Source organism: Pseudomonas sp. 102515 (assembly GCF_031085165.1).
Classification (GTDB): Bacteria; Pseudomonadota; Gammaproteobacteria; order Pseudomonadales; family Pseudomonadaceae; genus Chryseomonas.
Map to the genome: position 1 here is coordinate 489777 of NZ_JAVHTY010000003.1, position 22716 is coordinate 512492.

The 22716-nt window shown below is 67.5% G+C and carries 20 protein-coding genes; 8 read left to right on the forward strand and 12 right to left on the reverse strand.

Annotated features, from left to right (window positions below; all coding sequences use genetic code 11):
* Positions 1-133 precede the first annotated feature (133 nt).
* Both RCF34_RS13635 and RCF34_RS13640 read right to left on the reverse strand, forming a co-directional pair.
* On the reverse strand, positions 134-940 hold the full coding sequence (locus tag RCF34_RS13635; RefSeq protein ID WP_308708640.1) for an amino acid ABC transporter permease: 807 nt from the start codon (positions 938-940) through the stop codon (positions 134-136).
* Positions 937-1758: a transporter substrate-binding domain-containing protein gene (locus tag RCF34_RS13640; protein ID WP_308708641.1), complete on the reverse strand. Its 822-nt coding sequence runs from the start codon at positions 1756-1758 to the stop codon at positions 937-939. The genes RCF34_RS13635 and RCF34_RS13640 overlap by 4 nt, the downstream gene beginning before the upstream one ends.
* Before the next feature lie 99 nt (positions 1759-1857).
* Here RCF34_RS13640 and RCF34_RS13645 point away from each other — a divergent pair, with 99 nt between their 5' ends.
* The gene (locus RCF34_RS13645) at positions 1858-2760 is read left to right on the forward strand and encodes a homocysteine S-methyltransferase family protein (RefSeq protein WP_308708642.1); all 903 of its coding nucleotides are present in this window, start codon (positions 1858-1860) and stop codon (positions 2758-2760) included.
* Positions 2761-2838: 78 nt separating this feature from the next.
* On the opposite strand, the gene RCF34_RS13650 is transcribed toward RCF34_RS13645, so the two are convergent.
* Complete coding sequence (locus RCF34_RS13650; RefSeq protein WP_308708643.1) at positions 2839-3591, reverse strand: SDR family oxidoreductase; 753 nt, start codon at positions 3589-3591, stop codon at positions 2839-2841.
* A gap of 100 nt (positions 3592-3691) precedes the next feature.
* Here RCF34_RS13650 and RCF34_RS13655 point away from each other — a divergent pair, with 100 nt between their 5' ends.
* The 4 genes from RCF34_RS13655 to RCF34_RS13670 all read left to right on the forward strand — a co-directional run bounded on the left by RCF34_RS13655 (position 3692) and on the right by RCF34_RS13670 (position 8914).
* Positions 3692-4633 (forward strand): LysR family transcriptional regulator, encoded by a 942-nt coding sequence (locus RCF34_RS13655; protein ID WP_308708644.1) that lies wholly within the window; start codon positions 3692-3694, stop codon positions 4631-4633.
* Positions 4634-4875: 242 nt separating this feature from the next.
* Positions 4876-6210 carry a CitMHS family transporter gene (locus tag RCF34_RS13660; protein WP_308708645.1) on the forward strand — a complete coding sequence of 445 codons (1335 nt, stop codon included), beginning with the start codon at positions 4876-4878 and terminating at the stop codon, positions 6208-6210.
* A gap of 116 nt (positions 6211-6326) precedes the next feature.
* Complete coding sequence (locus RCF34_RS13665; RefSeq protein WP_273805552.1) at positions 6327-7079, forward strand: TerC family protein; 753 nt, start codon at positions 6327-6329, stop codon at positions 7077-7079.
* 164 nt (positions 7080-7243) lie between these two features.
* Positions 7244-8914 carry a Na/Pi cotransporter family protein gene (locus RCF34_RS13670; protein WP_308708647.1) on the forward strand — a complete coding sequence of 557 codons (1671 nt, stop codon included), beginning with the start codon at positions 7244-7246 and terminating at the stop codon, positions 8912-8914.
* Between the two features lie 241 nt (positions 8915-9155).
* Here the strand turns inward: RCF34_RS13670 and ampC are convergent, their stop codons facing one another.
* Complete coding sequence (gene ampC, locus RCF34_RS13675; RefSeq protein ID WP_308708649.1) at positions 9156-10310, reverse strand: class C beta-lactamase; 1155 nt, start codon at positions 10308-10310, stop codon at positions 9156-9158.
* A 171-nt stretch (positions 10311-10481) separates the two neighbouring features.
* Between ampC and RCF34_RS13680 the strand changes: the two genes are divergently transcribed.
* Positions 10482-11384 (forward strand): D-hexose-6-phosphate mutarotase, encoded by a 903-nt coding sequence (locus RCF34_RS13680; RefSeq protein ID WP_308708650.1) that lies wholly within the window; start codon positions 10482-10484, stop codon positions 11382-11384.
* A 45-nt stretch (positions 11385-11429) separates the two neighbouring features.
* Here RCF34_RS13680 and RCF34_RS13685 read toward each other — a convergent pair whose 3' ends face one another.
* A complete protein-coding gene (locus RCF34_RS13685; RefSeq protein WP_308708651.1) occupies positions 11430-12413 on the reverse strand; it encodes an asparaginase in 984 nt (327 codons plus the stop codon).
* Between the two features lie 86 nt (positions 12414-12499).
* The gene (locus RCF34_RS13690; RefSeq protein WP_308708652.1) at positions 12500-13954 is read right to left on the reverse strand and encodes an alanine/glycine:cation symporter family protein; all 1455 of its coding nucleotides are present in this window, start codon (positions 13952-13954) and stop codon (positions 12500-12502) included.
* A gap of 270 nt (positions 13955-14224) precedes the next feature.
* Here RCF34_RS13690 and RCF34_RS13695 point away from each other — a divergent pair, with 270 nt between their 5' ends.
* A complete protein-coding gene (locus tag RCF34_RS13695) occupies positions 14225-15013 on the forward strand; it encodes a helix-turn-helix transcriptional regulator (protein WP_308708653.1) in 789 nt (262 codons plus the stop codon).
* Here RCF34_RS13695 and RCF34_RS13700 read toward each other — a convergent pair.
* The 6 genes from RCF34_RS13700 to aspA form a co-directional block, all read right to left on the reverse strand.
* Positions 15010-16215 carry a GGDEF domain-containing protein gene (locus RCF34_RS13700; RefSeq protein WP_308708654.1) on the reverse strand — a complete coding sequence of 402 codons (1206 nt, stop codon included), beginning with the start codon at positions 16213-16215 and terminating at the stop codon, positions 15010-15012. The genes RCF34_RS13695 and RCF34_RS13700 overlap by 4 nt on opposite strands.
* Positions 16216-16358: 143 nt before the next feature.
* Positions 16359-17459: a polyamine ABC transporter substrate-binding protein gene (locus tag RCF34_RS13705; RefSeq protein WP_308708655.1), complete on the reverse strand. Its 1101-nt coding sequence runs from the start codon at positions 17457-17459 to the stop codon at positions 16359-16361.
* 23 nt (positions 17460-17482) lie between these two features.
* Positions 17483-18514 carry a histone deacetylase family protein gene (locus RCF34_RS13710; protein ID WP_308708656.1) on the reverse strand — a complete coding sequence of 344 codons (1032 nt, stop codon included), beginning with the start codon at positions 18512-18514 and terminating at the stop codon, positions 17483-17485.
* A gap of 114 nt (positions 18515-18628) precedes the next feature.
* Positions 18629-18988, reverse strand: coding sequence for a cupin domain-containing protein (locus RCF34_RS13715; RefSeq protein WP_308708657.1), 360 nt, complete (start codon positions 18986-18988; stop codon positions 18629-18631).
* A 45-nt stretch (positions 18989-19033) separates the two neighbouring features.
* Positions 19034-20035, reverse strand: coding sequence for an AraC family transcriptional regulator (locus RCF34_RS13720; RefSeq protein WP_308708658.1), 1002 nt, complete (start codon positions 20033-20035; stop codon positions 19034-19036).
* 99 nt (positions 20036-20134) lie between these two features.
* Positions 20135-21568: an aspartate ammonia-lyase gene (gene aspA / locus RCF34_RS13725; protein WP_308708659.1), complete on the reverse strand. Its 1434-nt coding sequence runs from the start codon at positions 21566-21568 to the stop codon at positions 20135-20137.
* A 154-nt stretch (positions 21569-21722) separates the two neighbouring features.
* On the opposite strand from aspA, the gene RCF34_RS13730 reads away from it, so the two are divergent.
* On the forward strand, positions 21723-22628 hold the full coding sequence (locus RCF34_RS13730) for a LysR substrate-binding domain-containing protein (protein WP_184289401.1): 906 nt from the start codon (positions 21723-21725) through the stop codon (positions 22626-22628).
* Positions 22629-22716 lie beyond the last annotated feature (88 nt).

Consider the following 22716-nt stretch of genomic DNA (forward strand, 5'->3'; position numbering starts at 1 on the left):
GAGTCCTTTCCGAAGCGAAAATTTAGGAGGAGGGAATGGTAGAGGCTTGCTCCAGAGACGTTGTGACCTGATTCACTGAAAGCGGGTTTGGCATCAAAGGGCTAGCATGGCCTGGAAGGCGTAGTAGGAGGCTTTAACGCCCCCGATACGCCTTCCCATAGTGCCGCTCCAGGCGCGACTGCATGAACTCCATGGCCAGGGACATCAGCCAGTAGAGCACCGCCGCGGTGGTCAGCATTTCCAGGTAGCGATAGCTGGAGCGGCCATAGGACTGGGCGAGGAACATCACCTCCCAGACACCCATGACCGAGACCAGGGAGGAGTCCTTGAGCATGGAGATGAACTGGCTGGTGGTGGGCGGGATGATGCTGCGCATGGCCTGGGGCAGGGTGACGCGCCAGAAGATCACCCGCGGCGACAGGCCCAGGGCCCGGGCCGCCTCGCGCTGACCGGCGGGGACGCCGAGCAGGCCGGCGCGAAAGATCTCGCTGAGGTAGGCGCCGTAGTTCAGCGACAGGGCGAGGATGCCGGCGCTGATGGCGCCGGGCACCACGCCGATCTGCGGCAGGCCCAGGTAGATCAGCAGGATCTGGATCAGCAGCGGGGTGCCACGAAAGAAGGAGGCGTAGAAGGTCGCCACGCCATAGGCCAGGGCGCTGGACGACAGCCGGCCCAGGGCCGCGGCGAAGCCGAGCAGCACCGACACCAGGATGGAGCTGAGGCTGAGGAACAGCGTCAGGGCCGCGCCCTGCAGGAAGCCGCTGGGCCCCAGGCGCCAGCCCACCAGGTTGGGCAGGCGCGGCCAGACGCTGGCGAACTTGAGGTCGAAGCCAAGCACGAAGACCACGCCCCCGGCCAGCAGCGCCAGCCAGGTCAGCCAGACACGGGTACGAAAGCTCAGCAGCGGACGCGATTCGACCGGGGGTGGTAGCTGACTCATTGGCTGATGTCGGCACCGATCCACTTGTCGGAGATCCGCTTCAGGGTGCCATCCTGGCGCAGCCCCTCGATGATCTCGCGCAGCCTGGCGGCGAATTCCGGGTCACCCTTCTCGATGGCCACGGCGTTGGGCTCGGCATAGAGCGGTGCGCCGGCCAGCTTGAACTTGGCGTCCTGAGCCAGGCGCGGCTGGGCGGTCACCAAGTTGGTCAGCACCGCATCCAGGCGCTTACCGGCACCCAGGCCCAGGTCCTGGAAGGCGACATTGTCGTCGGGGAAGGGCACCACCTGCACCTGGTCGAAGGGATAGCTCAGCGGCTGATCTTCCTGGCCTTCGATGATCAGGTCCTTGTTCAGGTAGCTCTCGTAGGAAGAGGCGCTGGTGACGCCGACCTTCTTGCCGGAGAGGTCCTTGGCGCCCTCGATGCGGTCGTCACTGGCATTGACCACGATCACCGCCGGCGAGGCGTAGTAGTCGACCGGGAAATCGAATACCTGGGCGCGCGCCTGGCTGGGCGTCATGGAGCAGATGCAGACGTCGTAGCGACCGCTCCAGCGACCGGCGGCGATCACGTCCCAGGAAGGGGTTTCCAGGCGCAGCTTGACGCCGAGCTTGTCGGCCACCGCCTTGGCCACGTCAACGTCGAAGCCTTCCAGCTGGTTCTGGGCATTGAGCTGGGAGAAGGGCGGATAGCTCTCCATGAGCACATTGACCAGCTCGCCCTTGGCCTTGATGCGGTCCAGGGTGGCGCCGGCCGAGGCCGAGGTGGCGACCAGCGCCAGGGTCAGGCCGAGGGCCGATAGCAGAGCGGTTCTCATGGGGCGTCCTTTGCAAAGGGAAAGAGGGCCTGGTATTAGAGAGATATGAGAACCGATATTGAACTCTGTTTTGGTTATAAGGAAAAGTGAAATAGCTATATGGCCAACATGAATCTTGTTCTGCTCGACGGTGGCATGGGCCGCGAACTGCAGCGCCGCGGCGCGCCCTTTCGCCAGCCGGAGTGGTCGGCCCTGGCCCTGAGCGAGGCGCCCGAGCAGGTGGAAGCGGTGCATCGTGCCTACATCGAGGCAGGTGCCCAGGTGATCACCAGCAACAGCTATGCGGTGGTGCCCTTCCATATCGGCGAAGAGCGCTTCGCGGCAGAAGGCGAGGCCCTGGCCGCGCGGGCCGGCCAGCTGGCACGGCAGGCCGTGGTGGCCAGTGGTCAGCGGGTGCGGGTGGCGGGTTCGCTGCCGCCGCTGTTCGGCTCCTATCGTCCCGATCTGTTCGAGCCGGCGCGGGTGGACGAGCTGCTGCAGCCCCTGATCCGCGGCCTGGCGCCCCATGTCGATCTCTGGCTGGCGGAAACCCAGAGCGCCCTGGCCGAGGTGCGCGCCATCGCCGCCGGGCTGCCCGGGGATGGCAAGCCGCTGTGGCTGTCCTTCACCCTGAAGGACGAAGACGTCGACGAGACCCCACGGCTGAGGTCCGGCGAGCCGGTGGCCGCGGCCGCGCAGCTGGCGGTGGAGCTGGGCGCCGGGGCGCTGCTGTTCAATTGCAGCCAGCCCGAGGTGATGGCCGCGGCGCTGGATACCGCACGGGCGACGTTCGCCGCGGCGGGTGTCGAGATTCCCTTTGGCGCCTATGCCAATGCCTTCCCGCCCCAGCCGGAAGAGGCCACCGCCAACGACGGCCTCGACCCCCTGCGTCCGGACCTGGATCCGCCCGGCTACCTGAGCTTCGCCCAGGACTGGCAGGCGCGCGGTGCGAGCCTGATCGGCGGCTGCTGCGGCATCGGCCCGGAGCATATCGCCGTACTCAACACGCGGCTGCGCGGCTGACGCCCGCATTTAGTCGGCAAAAGAAGCGGACAGCGCCCTGAGCGCTGTCCGCTTTTTTTCATGCCGCCAAGACACCGTTCAGACCTGCGCCTGGCCACCATCGGCGAAGAGTTCGGCGCCGTTGACGAAGCTGGAGTCGCTGGAGGCCAGGAACAGGGCGACCCTGGCGATCTCCTCCGGCTCGCCGACGCGACCGAGGGGGATCTGGCTGGCCAGATGATCCAGCAGGCTCTGTTGCTGGGCGGCATCCGGACCGGCCAGCTCCACCAGGCCCGGGGTGCGGGTGGCGCCCGGACTCAGGGTGTTGATGCGGATGCCGCGGCCCTGCAGTTCCAGGATCCAGTTGCGGGCGAAGGCGCGCACGGCGGCCTTGGAGGCGCCATAGACACTGAAGGCCGCGGTGCCGGTACTGGCGGCGGTGGAGCCGGCCAGGATCACCGAGGCGTGGTCCGCCAGCAGCGGCAGAGCCTTCTGCACGGTGAACAGCACCCCCTTCACGTTGCGATCGAAGGTGTCGTCGTAGTGGGCCTCGGTCACCTCGGCGAGGGGCAGCATGCTGCCACCCCCGGCGTTGACGTAGAGCACGTCGAGGCGCCCGTGCTCGCGGCGGATGCGCTCATAGAGGGCATCGAGCTGGTCCAGGCGGGCTGAGTCCACGGCGATGCCGGTGGCGTTGCCGACCTGGGCGACCGCGGCCTCCAGTTCCGCCTGCCGCCGGCCAGTAAGGATGACGTGGGCGCCCTGCTGGGCGAAGAGCTTGGCAGCGGCCAGGCCGATGCCGCTGGTGGCGCCGGTGACGAGGGCGATCTTGTCTGTGAGCTTGAGGGTCATGGCGGGATCTCCGAGAGGTTGTGATCAGGTGGAGTCAGCCTATCGACCAAGCCCTCCTTTCAAAATAAAATGATTGGCAAGTCATCGTTGCAGAAATGAAATGAACAGATTGCCGGATTTCGAAGGGCTGGCGATGTTCGCCAAGGTCGCCGAGGAGGGTTCCTTCGCCGCTGCGGCGCGGGTACTGGGCGTATCGGTGGCCACCGTCTCGCGGGCGGTGACGCGCCTGGAGGAGCGCCTCGGCGGGCGGCTGTTCAATCGCACCTCGCGGCAGCTGGCGCTGACCGCATTCGGCCGCGAGCTGGCCGCCCAGGCCGGTGATCTCTATCGCCAGGCGGAGGCGACCGAAAGCGCCGCTCAGGCGCGCGCCGTGCAGCCCCGTGGGCAGGTACGGCTGGCGGTGCCCATGGCCTTCGGCCTGCGCTGGGTGGCGCCGCTGCTGCCCGAGCTGCTGCGCCGCTATCCCCAGCTGACGGTGGATCTGCACCTGTCCGATGCCACCGTGGATCTGGTGGCGGAGGGCTTCGATGCCGCTCTGCGCATCGCCGCCTTGCCCGACTCCTCGCTGGTCGCCCGGCGGCTCTGCGCGGTCAGCCAGCTACTGGTGGCGGCGCCGGCCTATGTCGAGCGCCACGGGCATCCCCGACATCCGCAGGAACTGACCGAACATGCCTGCCTGAGCTATGCCTACCGGGCGCGCAGCCAGGTGTGGCGCTTCAGCGGGGACGATGGTCGCGAGGAAAGCGTGTTGCCGCGTGGTCCCCTGCGCGTCACCAACTCCGAAGCGCTGCTGCCGGTGCTGCTGGAAGGCCTGGCCATCGCCGAGTTGCCGGAATTCATCGCCGCCGACTACCTGGCCGATGGCCGGTTGGTGCAGCTGCTGCCGGACTGGCAGCTGACCCATGGCGGTCTCTATTTCGTGACCCCCTCGGCGCGCAGTCGCCCGACCAAGATCCAGGTGCTGCTCGATTTCTTCGTCGAGCACCTGAGCGCCCCCGGCTGGCAGCGGGGCGAACGGCACCCGTCCGTGTCGGCTTCGTGACATCCGGCAACATCCACTCGCCACCACGCAAGGCTGGCGAAAGGTTGACGGCTTAGGATCCGCTCAAGACCCGCCCCCGTGAGCGGGCGACGTGCCTACAAAAATAACCAGGATTCTTGCCATGTCGTATCTGTCCTTCCAGGCGTCCCCGCGCGCCCGTCTCCCCTGGATTTTCGCCTTCTCCGCGCCCCTGCGCCGCGGCTGAACCTTCCTTCTCTTCGCGAAAATTCAGAGGTATTCCCATGCTGACTTTCCTCGGCTTCGCCATGGTCATGACCTTCATGTACCTGATCATGACCAAGCGCCTGTCTCCACTGATCGCCCTGACCATGGTGCCGATCGCCTTCGCCGTGCTGGCCTGGGCGCTGTCCAGCGAGTTCGCCAGCCTCGGCAGCGTCAAGCTCGACGCCCTCGGCCCGATGATGCTCGATGGCATCCGCAAGCTGGCGCCCACCGGCGTGATGCTGCTGTTCGCGATCCTCTACTTCGCCGTGATGATCGACACCGGCCTGTTCGATCCGGCGGTGCGCTGGATCCTCAAGCTGGTCAAGGGCGATCCGCTCAAGGTGGCCATGGGCACCGTCTTCCTGACCCTGGTGGTCTCCCTGGACGGCGACGGCTCGACCACCTACATGATCTGCGTGGCCGCCATGTTCCCGTTGTACAAGCGCCTGGGCATGAATCCGCTGATCATGACCTGCCTGATGCTGCTCTCCAGTGGCGTGATGAACCTGACCCCCTGGGGCGGTCCGACCGCCCGCGCCGCCAGTGCCCTGCACGTGGATCCGGCCGACGTCTTCGTGCCCATGATCGCGCCGATGCTGCTGGCCATCGCCTGGCTGTTCTTCCTCGCCTACCTCTATGGCCGCAGCGAGCGCGCGCGCCTGGGCATCCTGCAGATCGGCGAGACCGAAGGCGCCGACGTCACCGTCTCCCAGTGCGCCGAGGCCCGCCGCCCGCACCTGCGCTGGTTCAACGGCCTGCTGACCCTGGCGCTGATGGCCGCGCTGATCGTTGGCGTGCTGCCGATGCCGGTGCTGTTCATGATCGCCTTCGGCATCGCCATGACCGTCAACTACCGTTGCCTGAACATGCAGAAGCAGCGCATCGCCGCCCATGCCGAAAACGTCCTGGCGGTGGTCTCGCTGATCTTCGCCGCGGGCATCTTCACCGGCATCCTCTCGGGTACCGGCATGGTCGACGCCATGTCCAAGGGCCTGCTGGCGGTGATCCCGGACGCCCTGGGCCCGTACATGGCGGTGATCACCGCCCTGGTCAGCCTGCCGTTCACCTTCTTCATCTCCAACGACGCCTTCTACTTCGGCGTGCTGCCGGTGCTGGCCGAGGCCGCGGCGGCCTATGGCATCAGTCCGGTGGAGATCGCCCGGGCCTCCATCGTCGGCCAGCCCGTGCACCTGCTCAGCCCCCTGGTGCCCTCGACCTACCTGCTGGTGGGCCTGGCCAAGGTGGAGTTCGGCGACCATCAGCGCTTCACCCTGAAATGGGCCACCGTGACCTGCATGTTCCTGCTGGTCGGCGCTTTGTTACTGGGTGTGTTTCCGCTGTACAGCCGCTAGAGTTTTGTCAGAGGTACGACTAGCCTTGCCGGCTGTTCGAAAACGGCGCGTCATCCGATGCGCCTTTTCCATTAGAGCGCACGCCCGAGTGCGCCTTCGCTACGAGAGGATTCGCAATGGAGTGGTTGACCAACCCGGAAATCTGGGTCGCCTTCTTTACCCTGACGGCCCTGGAGATCGTCCTGGGCATCGACAACATCATCATGATCTCCATCCTGGTCAGCCGCATGCCCAAGCACATGCAGGCGCGGACCCGTTTCTTCGGCCTGGCCCTGGCCATGGTCACCCGCATCCTGCTGCTCTTGTCCATCACCTGGGTGATGCGCCTCACCGCCGACCTGTTCTTCGTCTTCGGCCAGGGCATCTCCGGCCGTGACCTCATCCTCTTCTTCGGCGGCCTGTTCCTGCTGTGGAAGAGCAGTGCCGAGATCTACGAAGGCCTGGAAGGCGAAGACGAGCACGACGAGGACGCGCCCCAGAAGAAGGGCAGCGGCTTCATCGGCACCATCATCCAGATCGCCATCATCGACATCGTCTTCTCGCTGGACTCGGTGATCACCGCGGTCGGCATGGTCAGCCACGTGCCGGTGATGGTCGCGGCGATCATCGTCGCGGTGCTGGTGATGATGCTGGCGGCCGGCGCCATCAGCAATTTCATCGACAAGCACCCGAGCCTGAAGATGCTGGCGCTGTCCTTCCTGATCGTGGTCGGGACCGTGCTCATCGCCGAAGCCTTCGAGGTCCACGTGCCCAAGGGCTACGTCTACTTCGCCATGGCCTTCTCGCTGGCGGTGGAAGCCATCAACATCCGCCTGCGCGGCAAGGCCAAGGCCCGCGAGGCGGTCAAGCTGCGCAAGGAGCAGATCTGATCGCGGCGGCGGAACCCACCCGGCTCTCCGCCGCCTAAACCAGCAAGTCCCCACGAGCCCGAAGGTGCCCTGCCTTCGGGCTCGTGCGTCTGTGCAGAACGGTCATTACGATTTTGTGACAAGCTCGCCAGGAGCTCTTGGACACGCGCCGGGAGGGCGCCACGATGCTGACACTGCTCAATCTGCTATCCGCCGTTGCCCTGCTGGTGTGGGGCACCCATATCGTGCGCACCGGCATCCTGCGGGTATACGGTGCCAGCCTGCGCCGGGTGCTCAGCCGCAGCATGCAGCGCATGCCGCTGGCCTTTCTTTCCGGTATCGCCGTCACCGCCCTGGTGCAGAGCAGCAACGCCACGGCGCTGCTGGTGACCTCCTTCGTCGCCCAGGGCCTGGTGCCGCTCACCCCGGCACTGGCCATCATGCTCGGCGCCGACGTGGGCACCGCACTGATGGCGCGGGTGCTGACCTTCGACCTGTCCTGGCTGTCGCCACTGCTGATCTTTCTTGGCGTGGTGTTCTTTCTCGGTCGCAAGCAGACCCGCGCCGGCCAGCTCGGCCGGGTCGCCATCGGCCTCGGGCTGATCATCCTGGCGCTGCAACTCATCGTCGAGGCGGCCTCGCCCATGACCCATGCGGCCGGGGTCAAGGTGCTGTTCTCTTCGCTGACCGGCGACCAGTTGCTCGATGCCCTGACCGGCGCGGTCTTCGCCATGGTTTCCTATTCCAGCCTGGCGGCGGTACTGCTGACCGCCACCCTGGCCGGCTCCGGGGTCATCTCGCTCAAGGTGGCGCTGTGCCTGGTGGTGGGCGCCAACCTGGGCAGTGGCGTGCTGGCGCTGATGGGCGCGGCCAAGCAGGGCGTGGAAGCACGGCGGGTGGCGGTGGGCAGCCTGCTGTTCAAGCTCGCCGGCTGCATCCTGGTGCTGCCCTGGATCGGCCTCTTGGCCGACTGGCTGCAGGGCTACGACTTCAATGACGCCGAGGTGGTGATCGGCTTCCACGTCGCCTACAACCTGGTGCGCTGCCTGCTGTTCCTGCCGCTCACCGGGCCCCTGGCGCGCTTCTGCACCGCCATGCTGCCGGCCAAGGACAGCGCCGAGACCATCCTGCGGCCGCGCCACCTGGACACCGCCGCCCTGGACACGCCGGCCCTGGCGCTGACCAACGCCTCCCGCGAGCTGCTGCGCATGGGCGACGTCATCGAGCAGATGCTGCAGCACCTGCTGGTGCTGATCAACGCCGGCGACAAGCAGCTGGCCCGCGAGGTGCGCCGTCTCGACGACGACGTCGATGCCCTCTACACGGCGATCAAGCTGTACCTGGCGCGCATGCCGCGCGACGACCTGGACGAGCGCGACAGCCGGCGCTGGGCCGAGACCATCGAACTGGCGATCAACCTGGAGCAGGCCGGCGATCTGATCGAGCGCATGGCCAGCGACGTCGACAGCAAGAAGATCGCCGCGCGGCGTTCCTTCTCGGCTTCCGGGGTGGACGAACTCTCCGCCCTGCACCGGCTGCTGGTCGACAGCCTCAAGCTGTGCCTGTCGGTCTATCTCTCCGGCGACCTGGACGCTGCCCGCCGCCTGCGCCGACTCAAGCAGCGCTTCCGCCTGCTGGAACGGCGCTATGCCCATGCCCACGTCGAGCGGCTGCACCAGCAGGTGGTGGAGAGCTTCGAGACCAGCTCCCTGCACCTGGGCCTGCTCAGCGACATGCGCCGGGTCAATTCGCTGTTCTGCAGCATCGCCCACGGCGTGCTGGAGGCGGCCGATGCCGGCTACGCCACCGAGCACGAGGTGCCGATGGAAGGGCGCGAGGAGTCGAGCGGGGTTTGAGGCCGCGGTTTGACGTAGGGGTTCGTGGATGAGGCTGCGCCGTCATTCGGGCGAGTGGCTAAGCCTTATCACGGCTCTGGCGGCGATAGACCGTAGGTTGGGTTGAGACAGCGCCATCGTCGAAGCCCAGCACTGCCAGGGCCCCGAGACGATGTTGGGCTTCGCTGCGCTCAACCCAACCTACGGCGGTCCGTAGCGCGGCTGCCTCGGCGGAGCGCCATGGCCGCGATGACACCTTCGCTCACTGCACCCCGCCATTGAGCTTCTGCAAAATCCGCCACGCCGTCTCGATCCGCGCCGGGATCGGATAATTGCGGTTGGCCAGGATCACCAGGCCGAGCTGGCGCTCCGGCACGAACAGCGCATAGGCGCCGAAGCCGTTGGTGGAGCCGGTCTTGTTCAGCAGCCGGGCGCCTGTCGCGGGCAATGGCGGGTGCTGCCAGTCCGCCGGTTGCGGCTCCAGGGCCATCGCCGGGGTGTTGCCGGCCAGCAGCTGGGTCTTGGCCAGCGGATAGGGATAAGCCTCCCAGCCCAGGCCCTGGGTCATGGAGCCGCTGCGGTAGTAGCCCTGCTGGGTGGCGCCGAGCGCCTTGGCCAGGGGCGCCGGCAGCCGTCCAGGATTCAGATTCGCCTCGACGAAGGCGAGCAGATCACCCGCGGTGGTCTTGATGCCATAGGCCTCTTCGGCATAGACGCCCGGATTGACCCGCAGCGGCTGGTCGTTGTTGCCATGGCCCCAGGCGTAGTGGGCCTGCGCCGCCGCCGGCACCTGCAGATAGGTATGCCTGAGGCCCAGGGGTTTCAGCACGTGGCGCTGCAGGGCCGTGGCGAAGGGTTCGTCGAGTCGCTGGGCCGCCAGGGCGCCGAACAGGCCGATGCTGGGATTGGAGTAGAGGCGGCGGCTGCCGGCGGGGAAGGGCGGCTGGAAGGTGCGGTAGAAGGCCACCGCCTGATCTTCGGTGGTGACGCTGTCGGGAAATTGCAGCGGCAGCCCGCCGGCGCTGTAGGTGGCCAGTTGCAGCAGGCTGGCCTGCCCGATGGCGCTGCCGGCCAGGGCCGGACGAACCTGGGCGGCGGACTCGTCCAGCCGCAGGCGGCCCGTGGTCACCGCGTAGCCACCCAGGGTGGCGGTGTAGGTCTTGCTCAGGGAGCCGATCTCGAACAGGGTGGCGGCGTCCACCGGCTGGCCGCTGCGGCGATCGGCGGTGCCGAAGTAGTAGAGCCGACGCAGGCCTGGAGCAGTGATCCCCACGGCCAGGCCGGGGATGTCCTGCTCGGCCATCACCGCATGGGCGGCGGCGCGGATCTCGGCGTCGAGGGGATCGGCCGCGGTGGCCAGGGGCGGCAGGGTCAGGCCCAGGCCGAGCAGCAGGGAAAGACGCAGGAAAGCCGACATGCGGGACCGATTCCTGAGGAGGGGAGGCCAGGAGTCTAGCCGAGCGTTGCTGCTCAGGTATGAGACGCGGCCAGCGTTGGAAGATTTTGCCGCCGGTGCTGTCCATGGCTGGCTGGAGCCCGGTCCTCGACTGGACTACAGTCGCCTCTTCCCTTTTCCAGGAGTCATCCCATGTCCGCTGCCCCCCTCGTCGAACAGATCCAACTGGGCCAATTGCCCGTCTGGCGCATCCGCGTCGGCCAGGCCGAAGCCCTGGTGGCCTGCCAGGGCGCCCATGTGCTGCGCTACGGCTTCGACGGCGAACCGGACATCGTCTGGGGCAATCCGGAAGCCGTGTTCGAGCCCGCTACCCCGATCCGCGGCGGTATCCCGGTCTGCTGGCCCTGGTTCGGCGACCTGCTGAAGAATCCGGCCGCGGTCCAGGCCATGTGCACCACCACCGAGGACGCCCCGGCCCACGGCCTGGCGCGCCAGGTCGCCTGGCAGGCCGGCGGCGTCGAGGTGGACACCGACCGGGTGCGCCTGGACTTCCACCACCGCACCTCCGCCGAGACCACCCCGGGCTGGCCCCATGCCACCGAGCTGACCCTGAGCCTGAGTGTCGGCGAACGCCTGGAGCTGACCCTGAACGTACGCAATCTGGAAGATCATCCGCTGGTGCTGAGCCAGGCGCTGCACACCTATTTCGCCGTGAGCGACGTGCGCGAGGTAGGCATCGAAGGTCTGGCCAATGCCGACTACTACGACTGCCTGGACGGCTGGACCCGCAAGCGGCAGAACGGCGAGCCGACCATCACCGCCGAGACCGACCGGGTCTATGTCGGCCTGCCGGCACGCCTGGCGATCCGCGATCCGCAGTGGCGGCGCCGGTTGTTCGTGGAGACCCGCAACAGCCATTCGGCGGTGCTGTGGAATCCCTGGATCGACAAGGCTGCGCGCCTGAGCCAGTTCGCCGACGACGCCTGGACCGGCATGCTGTGCATCGAGACCGCCCGGGTGATGGACGACGTCCTCACCGTGGCGCCGGGTGCCTCGGCCGAGATGGCGGTGAGCCTGTGGCGCGAAGCGCTGTAAGGCGCTGAGCGGACAGTGAGGGGGTAGCCGGCACCTAGCCGACGATCACAACTCTTCGCACAGATTCCGCCCGATCCACTCGGCGACCGCCGCGCGATCCAGTCCGCAGCCGAGCAGGCTGTGCAGCTTGCCCAGGGCGGCTTCGCGGGTCATGCCGCGGCCGGAGAGGACCCCGGCGTCGGCCAGGCCGCTGCCAGCGGCGTAGGTGCTCAGCTCCACCGTACCGCGGGCGCCCTGGCTGAGGGCGACCACGGGGACGCCGGCAGCACGCAGTTCGGCGAGGGCGGCGAGAAAATCGGCGTCATCCGCCGGACCCGTGCCGCTGCCATAGCACTCCAGCACCAATCCCTGCACGCCACTGCCCGCCAGACCGCGCAGGGTGGCGCCGTCGACGCCCGGAAACAGCGGCAGCACCGCCACCCGCACCGGCTGACGTGGCTGGTCGAAGCGCAGCGCGGTTGGCGTTGCGACCAAGGCCTCGCCACTGCGCGGCCGGGCGCTTTCCACGAAGGCCTTCCAGCCGCTGCTGGCCTGCTTGGTGCAGCGTGCCGCCGGCAGCCGTTCGCCATGGAATTGCACCTGCACCCCCGGCGCCAGCCCGCTGGCGAAGGCGGCGAAGCTGTCCGCCAGGTTGCCGTCGGCATCGCTGTCCGGTACGCCGGCCGGCAGCATGGAGCCGGTCAGCAGCACCGGAACGGCCAGGCCCAGCAGCCGGAAGGCCAGGGCGGCGGCGCTGTAGGCCAGGGTGTCGGTGCCGTGCAGCACCAGCACGCCGCGGCAGGCGGGGTCGGTGGCTGCCGCCAGGATCGCCTGGGCCATGCGCTCCCAGGCGGCGGGGGTCATGTTGGCGCTGTCGATCAGCGGCAGCAGTTCCTGCAGCCGCCAGGCCGGCGTGCCCAGCGCCGGACGGCTGGCCAGCAGGGCGTCGATGCGCGCCTCGAAACCGGCGGCGGGGGCCAGGCCGGCGGCGGTCGCCTGCATGCCGATGGTGCCGCCGGTGTAGAGGATGTGCAGGTAGGGTGAGCTCATAGGGACTTCCTGATAAGACTGCCCCCACACAGGGTGGGGGCAGGAAAACGGTCGCGGTCCGGGTCAGCGCGACCTGGCGGCGGCGGTCAGTGCGCCTGGCGCGGCTGGGCCGCGCGGGCTTCGGCGACGGTCTCTTCCAGACGCTCCAGCGCCGGCCAGGCCTGGCGATCCAGGTCCAGGTCACGGAACTGGTCGGCATCGAACACCGGCTGGTCGACACCGGCACGGCGCTGGGCGTCATAGTCGTTGAGGATGCGCATGCCGACCTTGATCAGCATGGCCAGGGCGATCAGGTTGACGAAGGCCAGGCAGGTCATGGTGATGTCGGCGAAGGCGAACACCGTGGTCAGGTTCTGCATCGAGCCCCAGCAGATCAGCACCAGCACCAGGCCGCGATAGCCGAGCAGCACGGCCTTGCCGCGGCCGAGCAGGTAGCGCAGGCCGTTCTCGCCGAGGTAGATGTTGTAGAGGATGCAGGTGAAGACGAACAGCGACAGGGCGACGCTGATGAAGATGCGGCCCCAGTCACCGACCACCGCGGCCAGGGAGTTCTGGGTCAGCACGATACCGTCGCCCTCGAAGCCCGGGGTGTAGAAGCCCGACAGCAGGATCAGCAGCGCGGTGCAGGTGCAGATGACGAAGGTGTCGAGGAAGACGCTGAAGGCCTGCACCACGCCCTGGGCGGCCGGGTGCTTGACCGCGGCCACGGCAGCGACATTGGGCGCAGCGCCCAGGCCGGCTTCGTTGGCGAAGACGCCACGCTTGACGCCCATGGTGATGGCGGCGCCCAGCAGGCCGGCGAACGCCGGCTCCAGGCCGAAGGCGCTCTTGACGATGGTCAGCAGGGTGCCGGGGACCAGGTCGATCTGGGTGACGATCACATAGAGGGTGACGGCGATGTAGGCCAGGGTCTTGACCGGCACCAGGATGTCGGAGACCGCGGCGATGCGCTTGATGCCGCCGATGAATACCAGGCCCAGCAGGATGGCGAGGGCGATCCCGGTGTACTGCACCGGCAGGCCGAAGGCGTTTTCCAGCGAATGGGTCACGGTGAAGGACTGCAGGCCGACGAAGGCGAAGCCGTAGGTCACCAGCAGCAGGCCCGAGAAGATCAGGGCCATCCAGCGCTTGTCGAGGCCGTGCTGGATGTAGTACGCCGGACCACCCACGTAGAGGCCGTCATCGTCGGCGCGCTTGTAGACCTGCGCCAGGGTGCACTCGAAGAAGCTGCTGGCCATGCCGACCAGGGCGGTCACCCACATCCAGAACACCGCGCCGGGGCCACCCAGGGTCACGGCCAGGCCCACGCCGGCGATGTTGCCGGCACCGACGCGACCGGCCAGGCTGAGCATCAGCGCCTGGAAGGAACTCAGGCCATCACCGCTGTTGCGCAGGGAGTCCTTGAAGACGGTGAACATGTGCGGGAAATGGCGCACCTGCACGAATCGCGAGCGCAGGGTGAAATAGCTGCCCAGGCCGACGATCAGCACGATGAGCACGTGGCCGGACAGGAAGTCGTTGAGCATTTCTAGGTAGTGCATGAAGAATCCTCGAGCATGCTAGTGATGCTCCAAGGCCGGCTCGCAAGCCTTGGGGCTATTATTGTGGAATATCCTGCAGGGCCTGCTCCCGGCGTGGGGAGACGACGGCAACAGGCTCTGGAACGGGTCGGTCCGCGTGGAACGGGCAGTAAGACGGACCGGGCGCCTAGATTCGGCTATCCCACTGGCGTGAACAATTCCGCGCCTCGCTTCAAAATGGCGCGACTTGATGCTAGTTTTCTGGCCGTCTGTCAAGCTCGGGCCGGATTCATGAGCGATTTTTCCGCCAATTTGCAGCTGCTCTGCCAGCGCCACCGCTCGATTGCCGCCGTCTGTCGCGCCGTTGGCATCAACCGCGCCCAGTTCAATCGCTACCTCAACGGGCAGAGCCGTCCGTCGCCTTACAACCTGCAGCGCCTGGCGGGATTCTTCGGGCTGCCGGTGGGCGATCTGCAGCTGCCACAGCGGCAATTCGCGGCGCGCCTGGGGGCGCCGGTCGCTCAGGAGGCCGGCTGGGCGGGGCAGGCACTGGCCCTGTTCGGCGAGCGCCAGGAAGGCCTGGCGCGCTACCAGGGCTACTACCACGAATACTATCCGTCGCTGTCCACGCCGGGCGTGGTGCTCTGCGGACTGGTCCGGCTGTTCGCGGAGGAGGGCGTCTTCCGCTACGTGCGTTTCGAGCGCCTGCGCCGGCGGGACGAAGCCACCAGCCAGGCGCGCTTTCGATACCTGGGCCTGGCCATGAGCCTGGAAAGCCGGCTGTTCTTCACCGACTACGAATCCCTCACCGGCAACGAGCTGTCGCAGACGGTGCTGCTGCCCAGTGCGCGCAACCGCATCGATCGCCTGAACGGACTCAAGCTGGGCGTCAGCGCCTCCGACCGCCGCGAGCCAGCCTGCACCCGGGTGGTCTGGGAGTACCTCGGCACCCGGCCGCAGCGGGGTCAGGCCTATGCCCGCATCGGCCTCTACGACTGGCAGGATCCCAGCCTGGACGACGATCTACGCCAGCGCCTGGCCAGCGTGGCCCTGGTCGATCGGGTCTATCGCCTGGGCTAGAGGGGTTCCTCGATCGGTGGGCGGCAGCGCTCGCAGTCTTCGAGGATGGCGCGGTCGCGCCCGGCCTGCTTGGCCCAGTAGAGCTGGCGATCGGCGGCTTCGATGAAGGTCTCGGCGCAGTCGTGGTCCGGCCGCGCGCAGGCACCGCCGATACTCACCGTCACGCGCGGACCGGCATGGGGCCCGAGGTGGGGGATCTCCAGGCGCCGTACCGCATCGAGCAGGCGCTGGGCCAGCTTGCCGGCATCCTCCTCACGCGAGGGCGTGCAGAGGATGGCGAATTCCTCGCCACCGTAGCGGGCCAGGCAATCGCCGGCGCGCAACTCGTCGGCCAGGGCGGTGGCGACCTGTTGCAGGCAGCGATCGCCCGCCGGATGCCCGTAGCGATCGTTGAAGGCCTTGAAGTGGTCGACGTCGATCATCAGCAGGAGCAGCGGGCGTGGCGGGGGATGGGCCAGGGCGGTGGCCAGGGCCTGCATCAGCGCCCGGCGATTGGCCACGCCGGTCAGGGGATCGGTGGCGGACTGCTGCGCCAGGAAGCGATTGGAGGCGGTCAGTTCTTCGTTGCGCAAGCGGTCGCGCAGGATCAACAGATAGCCCTGACGGCGCGCGCGCTCCATCCAGAAGTTGGCGAGCAGGGTGAAGACCGCGGTGGCGAATGCCAGGGTGAGCACCAGCGAGGCTTCCATGGCGGGCAGGTTGTGTATCTGGGTCGCCAGGCCGATGGTCAGCAGGGCGACCAGGCTGTGCACCGTGGCCTGGCGCAAGGGTGGGGCGATGCAGCTGTTGGTGAAGAGGGTCATCAGCGGCAGGGTGGCGAGCCAGAGGGCGCGATGTGCGGTATCGGAAGCCTCGACCTCGAACAGCGGCGGGGCGTAGGCCAGCAGGCTGGGCAGGATGCCCAGCCACTCACGCGAGGGGTGTTCGGCCGGCATCAGCTTGAGGGCCAGCAGCACGGCGCCGCCACCCACCACGACCAGGGCGCTGAGCAGACTGATGAGCCAGAAGGCCTCGGTCATCAGGATCCAGTCCCAGACCGAGAAGCTGGCATAGGCCAGGATGGCCACGGTCAGGCTGATGCGCAGGTGCTGCCGCCGCGAATGGGCGATGTCGTGCTGGTAGTGCCGTTCCAATTCCGGCTCGAAGCGCAGGGCCCAAAAAGGGCGAGCCAGCGCTCGGGCGCGGGCGAGACCGAGGGACATGGTGCCGTACCTGGCGGGAAAATCCGATTGATCACTTCAGCACAATAAGTCCCTTAGCGCGATAGAGGGTTCCCGGATCGGGAGGGCAGCCGCCGAATGGTAGCCATTGGCTACCATGTGGTCCGTTGTGGACGCCTTGGCCTTCAACCACCGGACTTGATGCGGCTCCAGGCGCGCGTCCGCACCCGCTCGATGGGCTGTGGCAGCGGCTGCACCACATAGAGCTTCTTGAGCATGTCCGGAGTAGGCACCAGGTCGTGGTTGTCGCGGATGGCGGCGGTCACCAGCGGCATGCCGGGCTTGTTGGCGTTGGGATAGCCGAGGTAGTCGCTGATCCCGGCGATCACCTTGGGTTCGAGCAGGTAGTTGATGAAGGCATGGGCCTGGTCGACGTTGGCGGCGCTGGCCGGAATGGCCCAGGTGTCGAACCAGATCGGCGCACCCTCGCGTGGCAGGCGCCAGTCCACCACCACGCCGTTGCCGGCTTCCTTGGCGCGATTGCCGAACTGGTAGAAGCTGCCCGAATAACCCACCGCCACGCAGATGTCGCCATTGGCGATGTCGGTCATGTACTTGGTGGAGTTGAAGTAGGCCATGTAGGGGCGGATCTTGAGCATCAGCGCCGTGGCCTTTTCGTAGTCCTTGGCGTTGGCGCTGTTGGGGTCCAGGCCCAGGTAGTGCAGCACCACCGGCAGGATGTCCGAGGGCGAGTCCAGCATGGCCACGCCACAGCTCTCGAGCTTGGCCATGTTCTCCGGCTTGAACACCAGGTCCCAGCTGTCCACCGGTGCGTCCGCACCCAGCGCCGCCTTGACCTTGGCCGGGTTGAAGCCGATGAGGATGGTGCCGTACATGTAGGGCACGCCGTACTGGTTACCCGGATCGTTGACCTCCAGCAGCTTGAGCAACCCGGGATCGAGATTCTGCCAGTTGGGCAGCTTGCGCTTGTCCAGCTTCTGGAAGACCCCGGCCTTGATCTGGGTTTCCAGGAACTGGTTGGAGGGAATCACCAGGTCATAGCCGGAGCGACCGGTGAGCAGCTTGGCCTCCAGCGACTCGTTGCTGTCGAAGGTGTCCCAGGTGACGCGGATGCCGGTCTGCTTGGCGAAGTCCCTGGGCGTCTCGGGCAGGATGTAGTCGGCCCAGTTGTAGACCCGCAGCTCGCCGGGATCGGCGGCCTGGACGGCGGTGGCGAGCAGGGCGCCACCGAGCAGGGCGGTGAGCGGATGCAGGAGGCTGTGCATGGTCGGATTCCTCGCGATAGGGATCAGGCGCCGTCGAAGGCGGCCAGGACGTTCACCGTGTTGATGCCGATTTCCGCCACGGCGTAACCGCCTTCCATGACGAACAGGGTCGGCAGGCCGAGCCGCCCCAGGCGTTCGCCCAGGCGCAGGTAGTCGTCGCTCTCCAGCCTGAACTGGGAAATGGGATCGGCCTTGAAGGTATCCACGCCCAGGGAGACCAGCAGCAGGTCCGGGGCATAGTCCCGGAGTCGCGTCAGGGCCACCTCCAGCGCGGTGCTCCAGCTGTCCCAGGCGCTGCCGGCGGGCAGCGGCAGATTGAGGTTGAAGCCCTGGCCCGCCCCGCTGCCGGTCTCGTCGGCATAGCCGAGGAAGAAGGGGAATTCGAAACCGGGATCACCGTGCAGCGAGAGGAACAGCACATCGTCGCGCGTATAGAAGATGTCCTGGGTGCCGTTGCCGTGGTGGTAGTCGACATCGAGGATGGCTACCCGCCGGGCGCCACCGTCGAGGGCGGCCTGGGCGGCGATGGCGGCGTTGTTCAGATAGCAGTAGCCGCCCATGACATCGGCGGCCGCGTGGTGGCCCGGCGGGCGGCAGAGGGCGAAGGCGCTGCGGGCGCCTGCCGCGATCTCGGCCCCGGCGCTCAAGGCCACCTGGGCGGCGCTGTAGGCGGCCTGCCAGGTGCCGGCGGTGATGGGCGCGCCGCCGTCGAAGCTGTAGTAGCCCAGGCGTCCGTGCAGGCTGGTGGGCGGCAGCACCTGGCGCAGGGTACGCGCTGGCCAGGTATAGGGCAGCAGGTCCACGGTCTCGCCGCGGGCCGCCCATTCGTCCCAGGCGCCGGCGAGAAAGTCGAGATAGGCCGCGCTATGGATGCGTGCCAGGGGCGCCCGGCCGAAGTCCCGCGGTGCCACCACCTCGCCGAGCTGCCGGCGGTGACACTCGGCGAGGATGAATTCGACGCGCTGGGGTTTTTCGAAACAGGGCTGCAACTGGCCATCGATCAATTCGCAGCGACCGTGGTGCAGGGCGTGATCGGGACTGTGGTGGATGCGCATGGCGACTCCGGGCGGCGGGCTCTCCCCTGATTCTTGCCAGCCCGGCGCCCCTGGACGAGAGGCGCAGCGGCCAAAAGGGGATAGATCCGGCCAGATTGCGCCCGGCGTCGGCCATCAGCCGCCCTTGGCTTCGTAGACTACGAACCGCTTCAGGGTCGGCTCCAGCACCTCCCAGGTGCCCTGGAAGCCGCGCGGCACGACGAAGCTGCTGCCGGGGCCGAGACGGGTGGCGTGGCCCTGGTCATTGGTGACCAGACTCACGCCTTCGAGGATCTGGCAGTACTCCTCCTCGGTGTAGTTCACCCGCCAGGCGTCCACCTCGCTGTGCCAGTGGCCGACGGCGAAGACGCCACTGCCATCCTCGTAGTCGAGCCAGAGGCTCTGCAGCGGATCGCCTGCCAGGCGCTTTTCCGCCGGCAGGCGGTATTGATCGGTGGGTTGGCCGCGGTCCGCGAGCAGGTGCAGGGCTGGCATGGCAGAGCCTCTCATTGTGCAGGAGTCGCCAGCATACGCCAGCCGCTAGAGCCGATAACCCCGCGGCGATTGTCCGCTCCAGCGGCGAAAGGCATGACGGAAGCTGGCCGTCTCGCTGAAGCCCATCACTTCGGCGATGCGATAGATGGGCAGCCGCTCCTGGGCCAGCAGATCACGTGCCCGCGCGAAGCGCAGCTCGTCGAGCAGTTGCTGATAGCCGCTGCCACCCGCCTGCAGGTGGCGACGCAGGCTGCGCGGGGCCATGCCGAGGTGGCCGGCCAGGGCCGCGAAGGAGGGCGGTGCCGCGAGATCGGCGCCCAGCAGGGTGCGGATGCGGGCGAGCAGGGCGCGCTGGCGATCCTGTTCGGGAGCCAGGCGACCACACTGCTCCAGGGCGTCGCGATGGGTCACCGGATCGGCCAGCGGCAGCCCGCGTTCCAGCCAGGCGGCGGGAAAGGCCAGGCCATTGAAGGCGGCGGTGAAGGCCAGGGGCGTGGCGCCGAAGCAGTCGCCATAGCGCTCGCGATAGGCCGGCTCGGGGTGCCGAAAGACCACCTGCACCAGGGGCAGGGGCGTACCCAGCAGGTCGCAGCAGATCGCCCGCAGCGAGGCCAGGCAGCACTCGGCGTTGCAGCGCTCCAGGTCTGGCGCGAAGGGGTGGTCATCCGCCCTGAGCCAGGCCAGCTCGCCGTGGCGTTCCAGGCGCAGGGTGAAATAGGCACCGAGCAGGCCCTGGTGGGCCAGCGCCGCCTGCAGTGCCACGCCCAGGGTCGGGGCACTGAGCAGGGCATAGCCGAGCAGCCCATAGCCGGAGACCCGCAGCCGCCAGCCCAGCAGCAACCCCAGTTCGGGCGGCGCGACGGGCAGGGCGTTGGCGATGACCCGCTGTTCCTGGGCCAGGGTGATGAGCCGATGCGGCTGTTCGAGGTCGTCCAGCCGCAGGCCGCTGCCGGCCAGCAGGGGCGCCGCCCGGGCGGGCGTGTCGGCCGCCAGTTGCTGGAGCACCAGGGACACCAGGTTGAGATTGATCAGACCGGACTGACGCATGGGCAAACTCCCCGGGGCGGTGGCAGCCTTCCAAGCAAGAAGGATACCGCGCCCACGGGGAGTTGCCGTCGGTTGCCGCTCAGGTCTGGCGTGCGGGACTCAGACCTTGGCTTTGAGCGGTACCAGCCTTGGCGCGATCATGTTTTCCGGGCGCAGGATGTCGTCCAGGGTCGCCTCGTCCAGCAGGTTCTCCTCGCGCACCAGTTCCAGCACGCCGCGACCGGTTTCCAGCGCCGTCTTGGCGATGCGGGTGGAGGTCTCGTAGCCCAGGTAGGGGTTGAGCGCGGTGACCAGGCCGATGGAGTGCTCCACCTGGCGGCGGCAGTGCTCGACGTTGGCGGTGATACCGGTGATGCAGTGTTCGCGCAGCATGTCCATGGCGCGCTGCAAGAGGCGGATGGAGTCGAAGATCTTGTAGGCGATCAAGGGCTCCATGACGTTGAGCTGCAGCTGGCCGCCCTCGGCCGCCAGGGTCAGCGCCAGGTCGTTGCCGATGATCTCGAAGGCCACCTGGTTGACCGCCTCGGGGATCACCGGATTGACCTTGCCCGGCATGATGGAGCTGCCCGGCTGGCGCGGCGGCAGGTTGATCTCGTTGATGCCGGTGCGCGGACCGCTGGAGAGCAGGCGCAGGTCGTTGCAGATCTTCGACAGCTTCACCGCGGTGCGCTTGAGCATGCCGGAGAACAGCACGAAGGCGCCCATGTCCGAGGTGGCTTCGATCAGGTCGGCGGCCGGGGTCAGCGGCTGGCCGCTGATGTCCGCCAGGCGTTGCACGGCCAGGAGCTGATAGCCGGGGTCGGCGTTGATGCCGGTGCCGATGGCGGTACCACCCAGGTTGACCTCGGTGAGCAGTTCCGGCGCCAGGGTCTTCAGCCGCGCCAGGTCCTCGCCCAGGGTGGTGGCGAAGGCATGGAATTCCTGGCCGAGGGTCATGGGCACCGCGTCCTGTAGCTGGGTGCGCCCCATCTTCAGCACCTCGGCGAATTCCACGCCCTTGGCGGCGAAGGCGGTGATCAGGCTGTCCAGGCTGGCGAGCAGGGCGTCATGACCGAGCAGCAGGCCCAGGCGGATGGCGGTGGGGTAGGCGTCGTTGGTCGACTGCGCCATGTTGACGTCGTTGTTCGGGTGTAGGTGGCGATACTCGCCCTTGGCGTGGCCGAGCAGCTCCAGCGCCACGTTGGCGATCACCTCGTTGGCATTCATGTTGGTCGAGGTGCCGGCCCCGCCCTGGATCATGTCCACCACGAACTGGTCGTGGAATTCGCCACGAATGATGCGCGAGCAGGCGTCAACGATCGCCTGGTGCTTTTCCGTCGGCAGGTGGCCGAGCCGGTGGTTGGCGTCGGCCGCGGCCTGCTTGACCATGGCCAGGGCCACCACCAGCTTGGGGTAGTGACCGAGGGGCACGCCGGAGAGGCGGAAGTTCTGCACGGCGCGCAGGGTCTGGATGCCGTAGTAGGCATCGGCGGGGACATCGAGGGTACCAAGGAGATCTTTTTCGAGGCGGACGGATGATGCAGAGTCGGACATGATAGCGTTAGGCTTCGATCGAGCGGCGGGCGCCGCGATACCTTAGAATCTAGGCCTGCCAGCCGATCCCGGCCAATGCCGATCCGCCAAGCCTCATGCCGGATCGGCATAACTCTGGTTGTGACCTCACGAGATCCGACGACGTATGGGCGCCATGAACATCGAATTCAAATGGCTGGAAGACTTCGTGGCCCTGGCGGCCACCTACAGTTTTTCCCAGGCCGCCGAAAAGCGTTTCGTCACCCAGCCCGCCTTCAGCCGGCGCATCCGCGCCTTGGAAGAAAGCGTTGGCCTGACCCTGGTGGACCGATCCCACACCCCGATCAGCCTTACCGAGGCCGGTCAGCTGTTCCTGGTCACGGCGCGCAGCGTGGTGGAGCAACTGGGCGAGACGGTACGGCACCTGCACCACCTCGAAGGCGGGCAGGGCGAGGTGCTGCAGTTCGCCGCCGCCCACTCCCTGGCCCTGGGCTTCTTTCCGCAATGGATCGCCGGCCTGCGCGGCCAGGGCCTGGCGCTGGCCAGCCGGCTGGTGGCCACCAACGTCGGCGATGCCATCCACGCCCTGCGCGACGGTGCCTGCGACCTGATGCTGGCCTTCCACGATCCCGACGCGGCTCTGCAGATGGACCCGGAGCTCTTTCCTTCGCTGCACCTGGCGCACACCGCCATGCTGCCGGTCTGCGCCACCGATGGCGAAGGGCGGCCCATGTTCCAGCTGGACGGGCAGAGCAGCGTCCCCCTGCTGGCCTACAGCGCCGGCGCCTTCCTCGGCCGTTCGGTGAATCTGCTCTTGCGCCAGCGCAAGCTGCGCGCCGTGACCCTCTACGAAACCGCCATGGCCGACAGCCTCAAGACCATGGCGCTGCAGGGCCTGGGCGTGGCCTGGGTGCCGCAGCTGTCGGTGGCGGCGGAACTGGCTCGTGGCGAACTGGCCATCTGTGGCGACGCCGCCTGGCAGGTCGGCCTGGAGATCCGCCTCTACCGCTGTGCCCTGTTGCGCAAGCGCCTGGTGCAACAGGTCTGGCGGCATCTGGAAAGCCAGAGCCACGGCGGCTGATCGACGCTATTGAATTGTGCTGATTTCGGCATTCGGCTAGCCGACGTCCTGCAAGCCTTTTGCCGTTATCTGCGCGACACTGGCACCT

Excerpts from the sequence above, each read along its gene's own strand:
- RCF34_RS13715 (WP_308708657.1), bottom strand. The coding sequence starts at position 18,988 with ATGCCAGCCCTGCACCTGCTCGCGGACCGCGGCCAACCCACCGATCAA.
- RCF34_RS13720 (WP_308708658.1), bottom strand. The coding sequence starts at position 20,035 with ATGCGTCAGTCCGGTCTGATCAATCTCAACCTGGTGTCCCTGGTGCTC.
- RCF34_RS13660 (WP_308708645.1), top strand. The coding sequence starts at position 4,876 with ATGCTGACTTTCCTCGGCTTCGCCATGGTCATGACCTTCATGTACCTG.
- RCF34_RS13665 (WP_273805552.1), top strand. The coding sequence starts at position 6,327 with ATGGAGTGGTTGACCAACCCGGAAATCTGGGTCGCCTTCTTTACCCTG.
- RCF34_RS13730 (WP_184289401.1), top strand. The coding sequence starts at position 21,723 with ATGAACATCGAATTCAAATGGCTGGAAGACTTCGTGGCCCTGGCGGCC.
- aspA (WP_308708659.1), bottom strand. The coding sequence starts at position 21,568 with ATGTCCGACTCTGCATCATCCGTCCGCCTCGAAAAAGATCTCCTTGGT.
- RCF34_RS13640 (WP_308708641.1), bottom strand. The coding sequence starts at position 1,758 with ATGAGAACCGCTCTGCTATCGGCCCTCGGCCTGACCCTGGCGCTGGTC.
- RCF34_RS13635 (WP_308708640.1), bottom strand. The coding sequence starts at position 940 with ATGAGTCAGCTACCACCCCCGGTCGAATCGCGTCCGCTGCTGAGCTTT.
- RCF34_RS13670 (WP_308708647.1), top strand. The coding sequence starts at position 7,244 with ATGCTGACACTGCTCAATCTGCTATCCGCCGTTGCCCTGCTGGTGTGG.
- RCF34_RS13710 (WP_308708656.1), bottom strand. The coding sequence starts at position 18,514 with ATGCGCATCCACCACAGTCCCGATCACGCCCTGCACCACGGTCGCTGC.
- RCF34_RS13650 (WP_308708643.1), bottom strand. The coding sequence starts at position 3,591 with ATGACCCTCAAGCTCACAGACAAGATCGCCCTCGTCACCGGCGCCACC.
- RCF34_RS13695 (WP_308708653.1), top strand. The coding sequence starts at position 14,225 with ATGAGCGATTTTTCCGCCAATTTGCAGCTGCTCTGCCAGCGCCACCGC.
- ampC (WP_308708649.1), bottom strand. The coding sequence starts at position 10,310 with ATGTCGGCTTTCCTGCGTCTTTCCCTGCTGCTCGGCCTGGGCCTGACC.
- RCF34_RS13690 (WP_308708652.1), bottom strand. The coding sequence starts at position 13,954 with ATGCACTACCTAGAAATGCTCAACGACTTCCTGTCCGGCCACGTGCTC.
- RCF34_RS13655 (WP_308708644.1), top strand. The coding sequence starts at position 3,692 with ATGAACAGATTGCCGGATTTCGAAGGGCTGGCGATGTTCGCCAAGGTC.
- RCF34_RS13700 (WP_308708654.1), bottom strand. The coding sequence starts at position 16,215 with ATGTCCCTCGGTCTCGCCCGCGCCCGAGCGCTGGCTCGCCCTTTTTGG.
- RCF34_RS13680 (WP_308708650.1), top strand. The coding sequence starts at position 10,482 with ATGTCCGCTGCCCCCCTCGTCGAACAGATCCAACTGGGCCAATTGCCC.
- RCF34_RS13705 (WP_308708655.1), bottom strand. The coding sequence starts at position 17,459 with ATGCACAGCCTCCTGCATCCGCTCACCGCCCTGCTCGGTGGCGCCCTG.
- RCF34_RS13685 (WP_308708651.1), bottom strand. The coding sequence starts at position 12,413 with ATGAGCTCACCCTACCTGCACATCCTCTACACCGGCGGCACCATCGGC.
- RCF34_RS13645 (WP_308708642.1), top strand. The coding sequence starts at position 1,858 with ATGGCCAACATGAATCTTGTTCTGCTCGACGGTGGCATGGGCCGCGAA.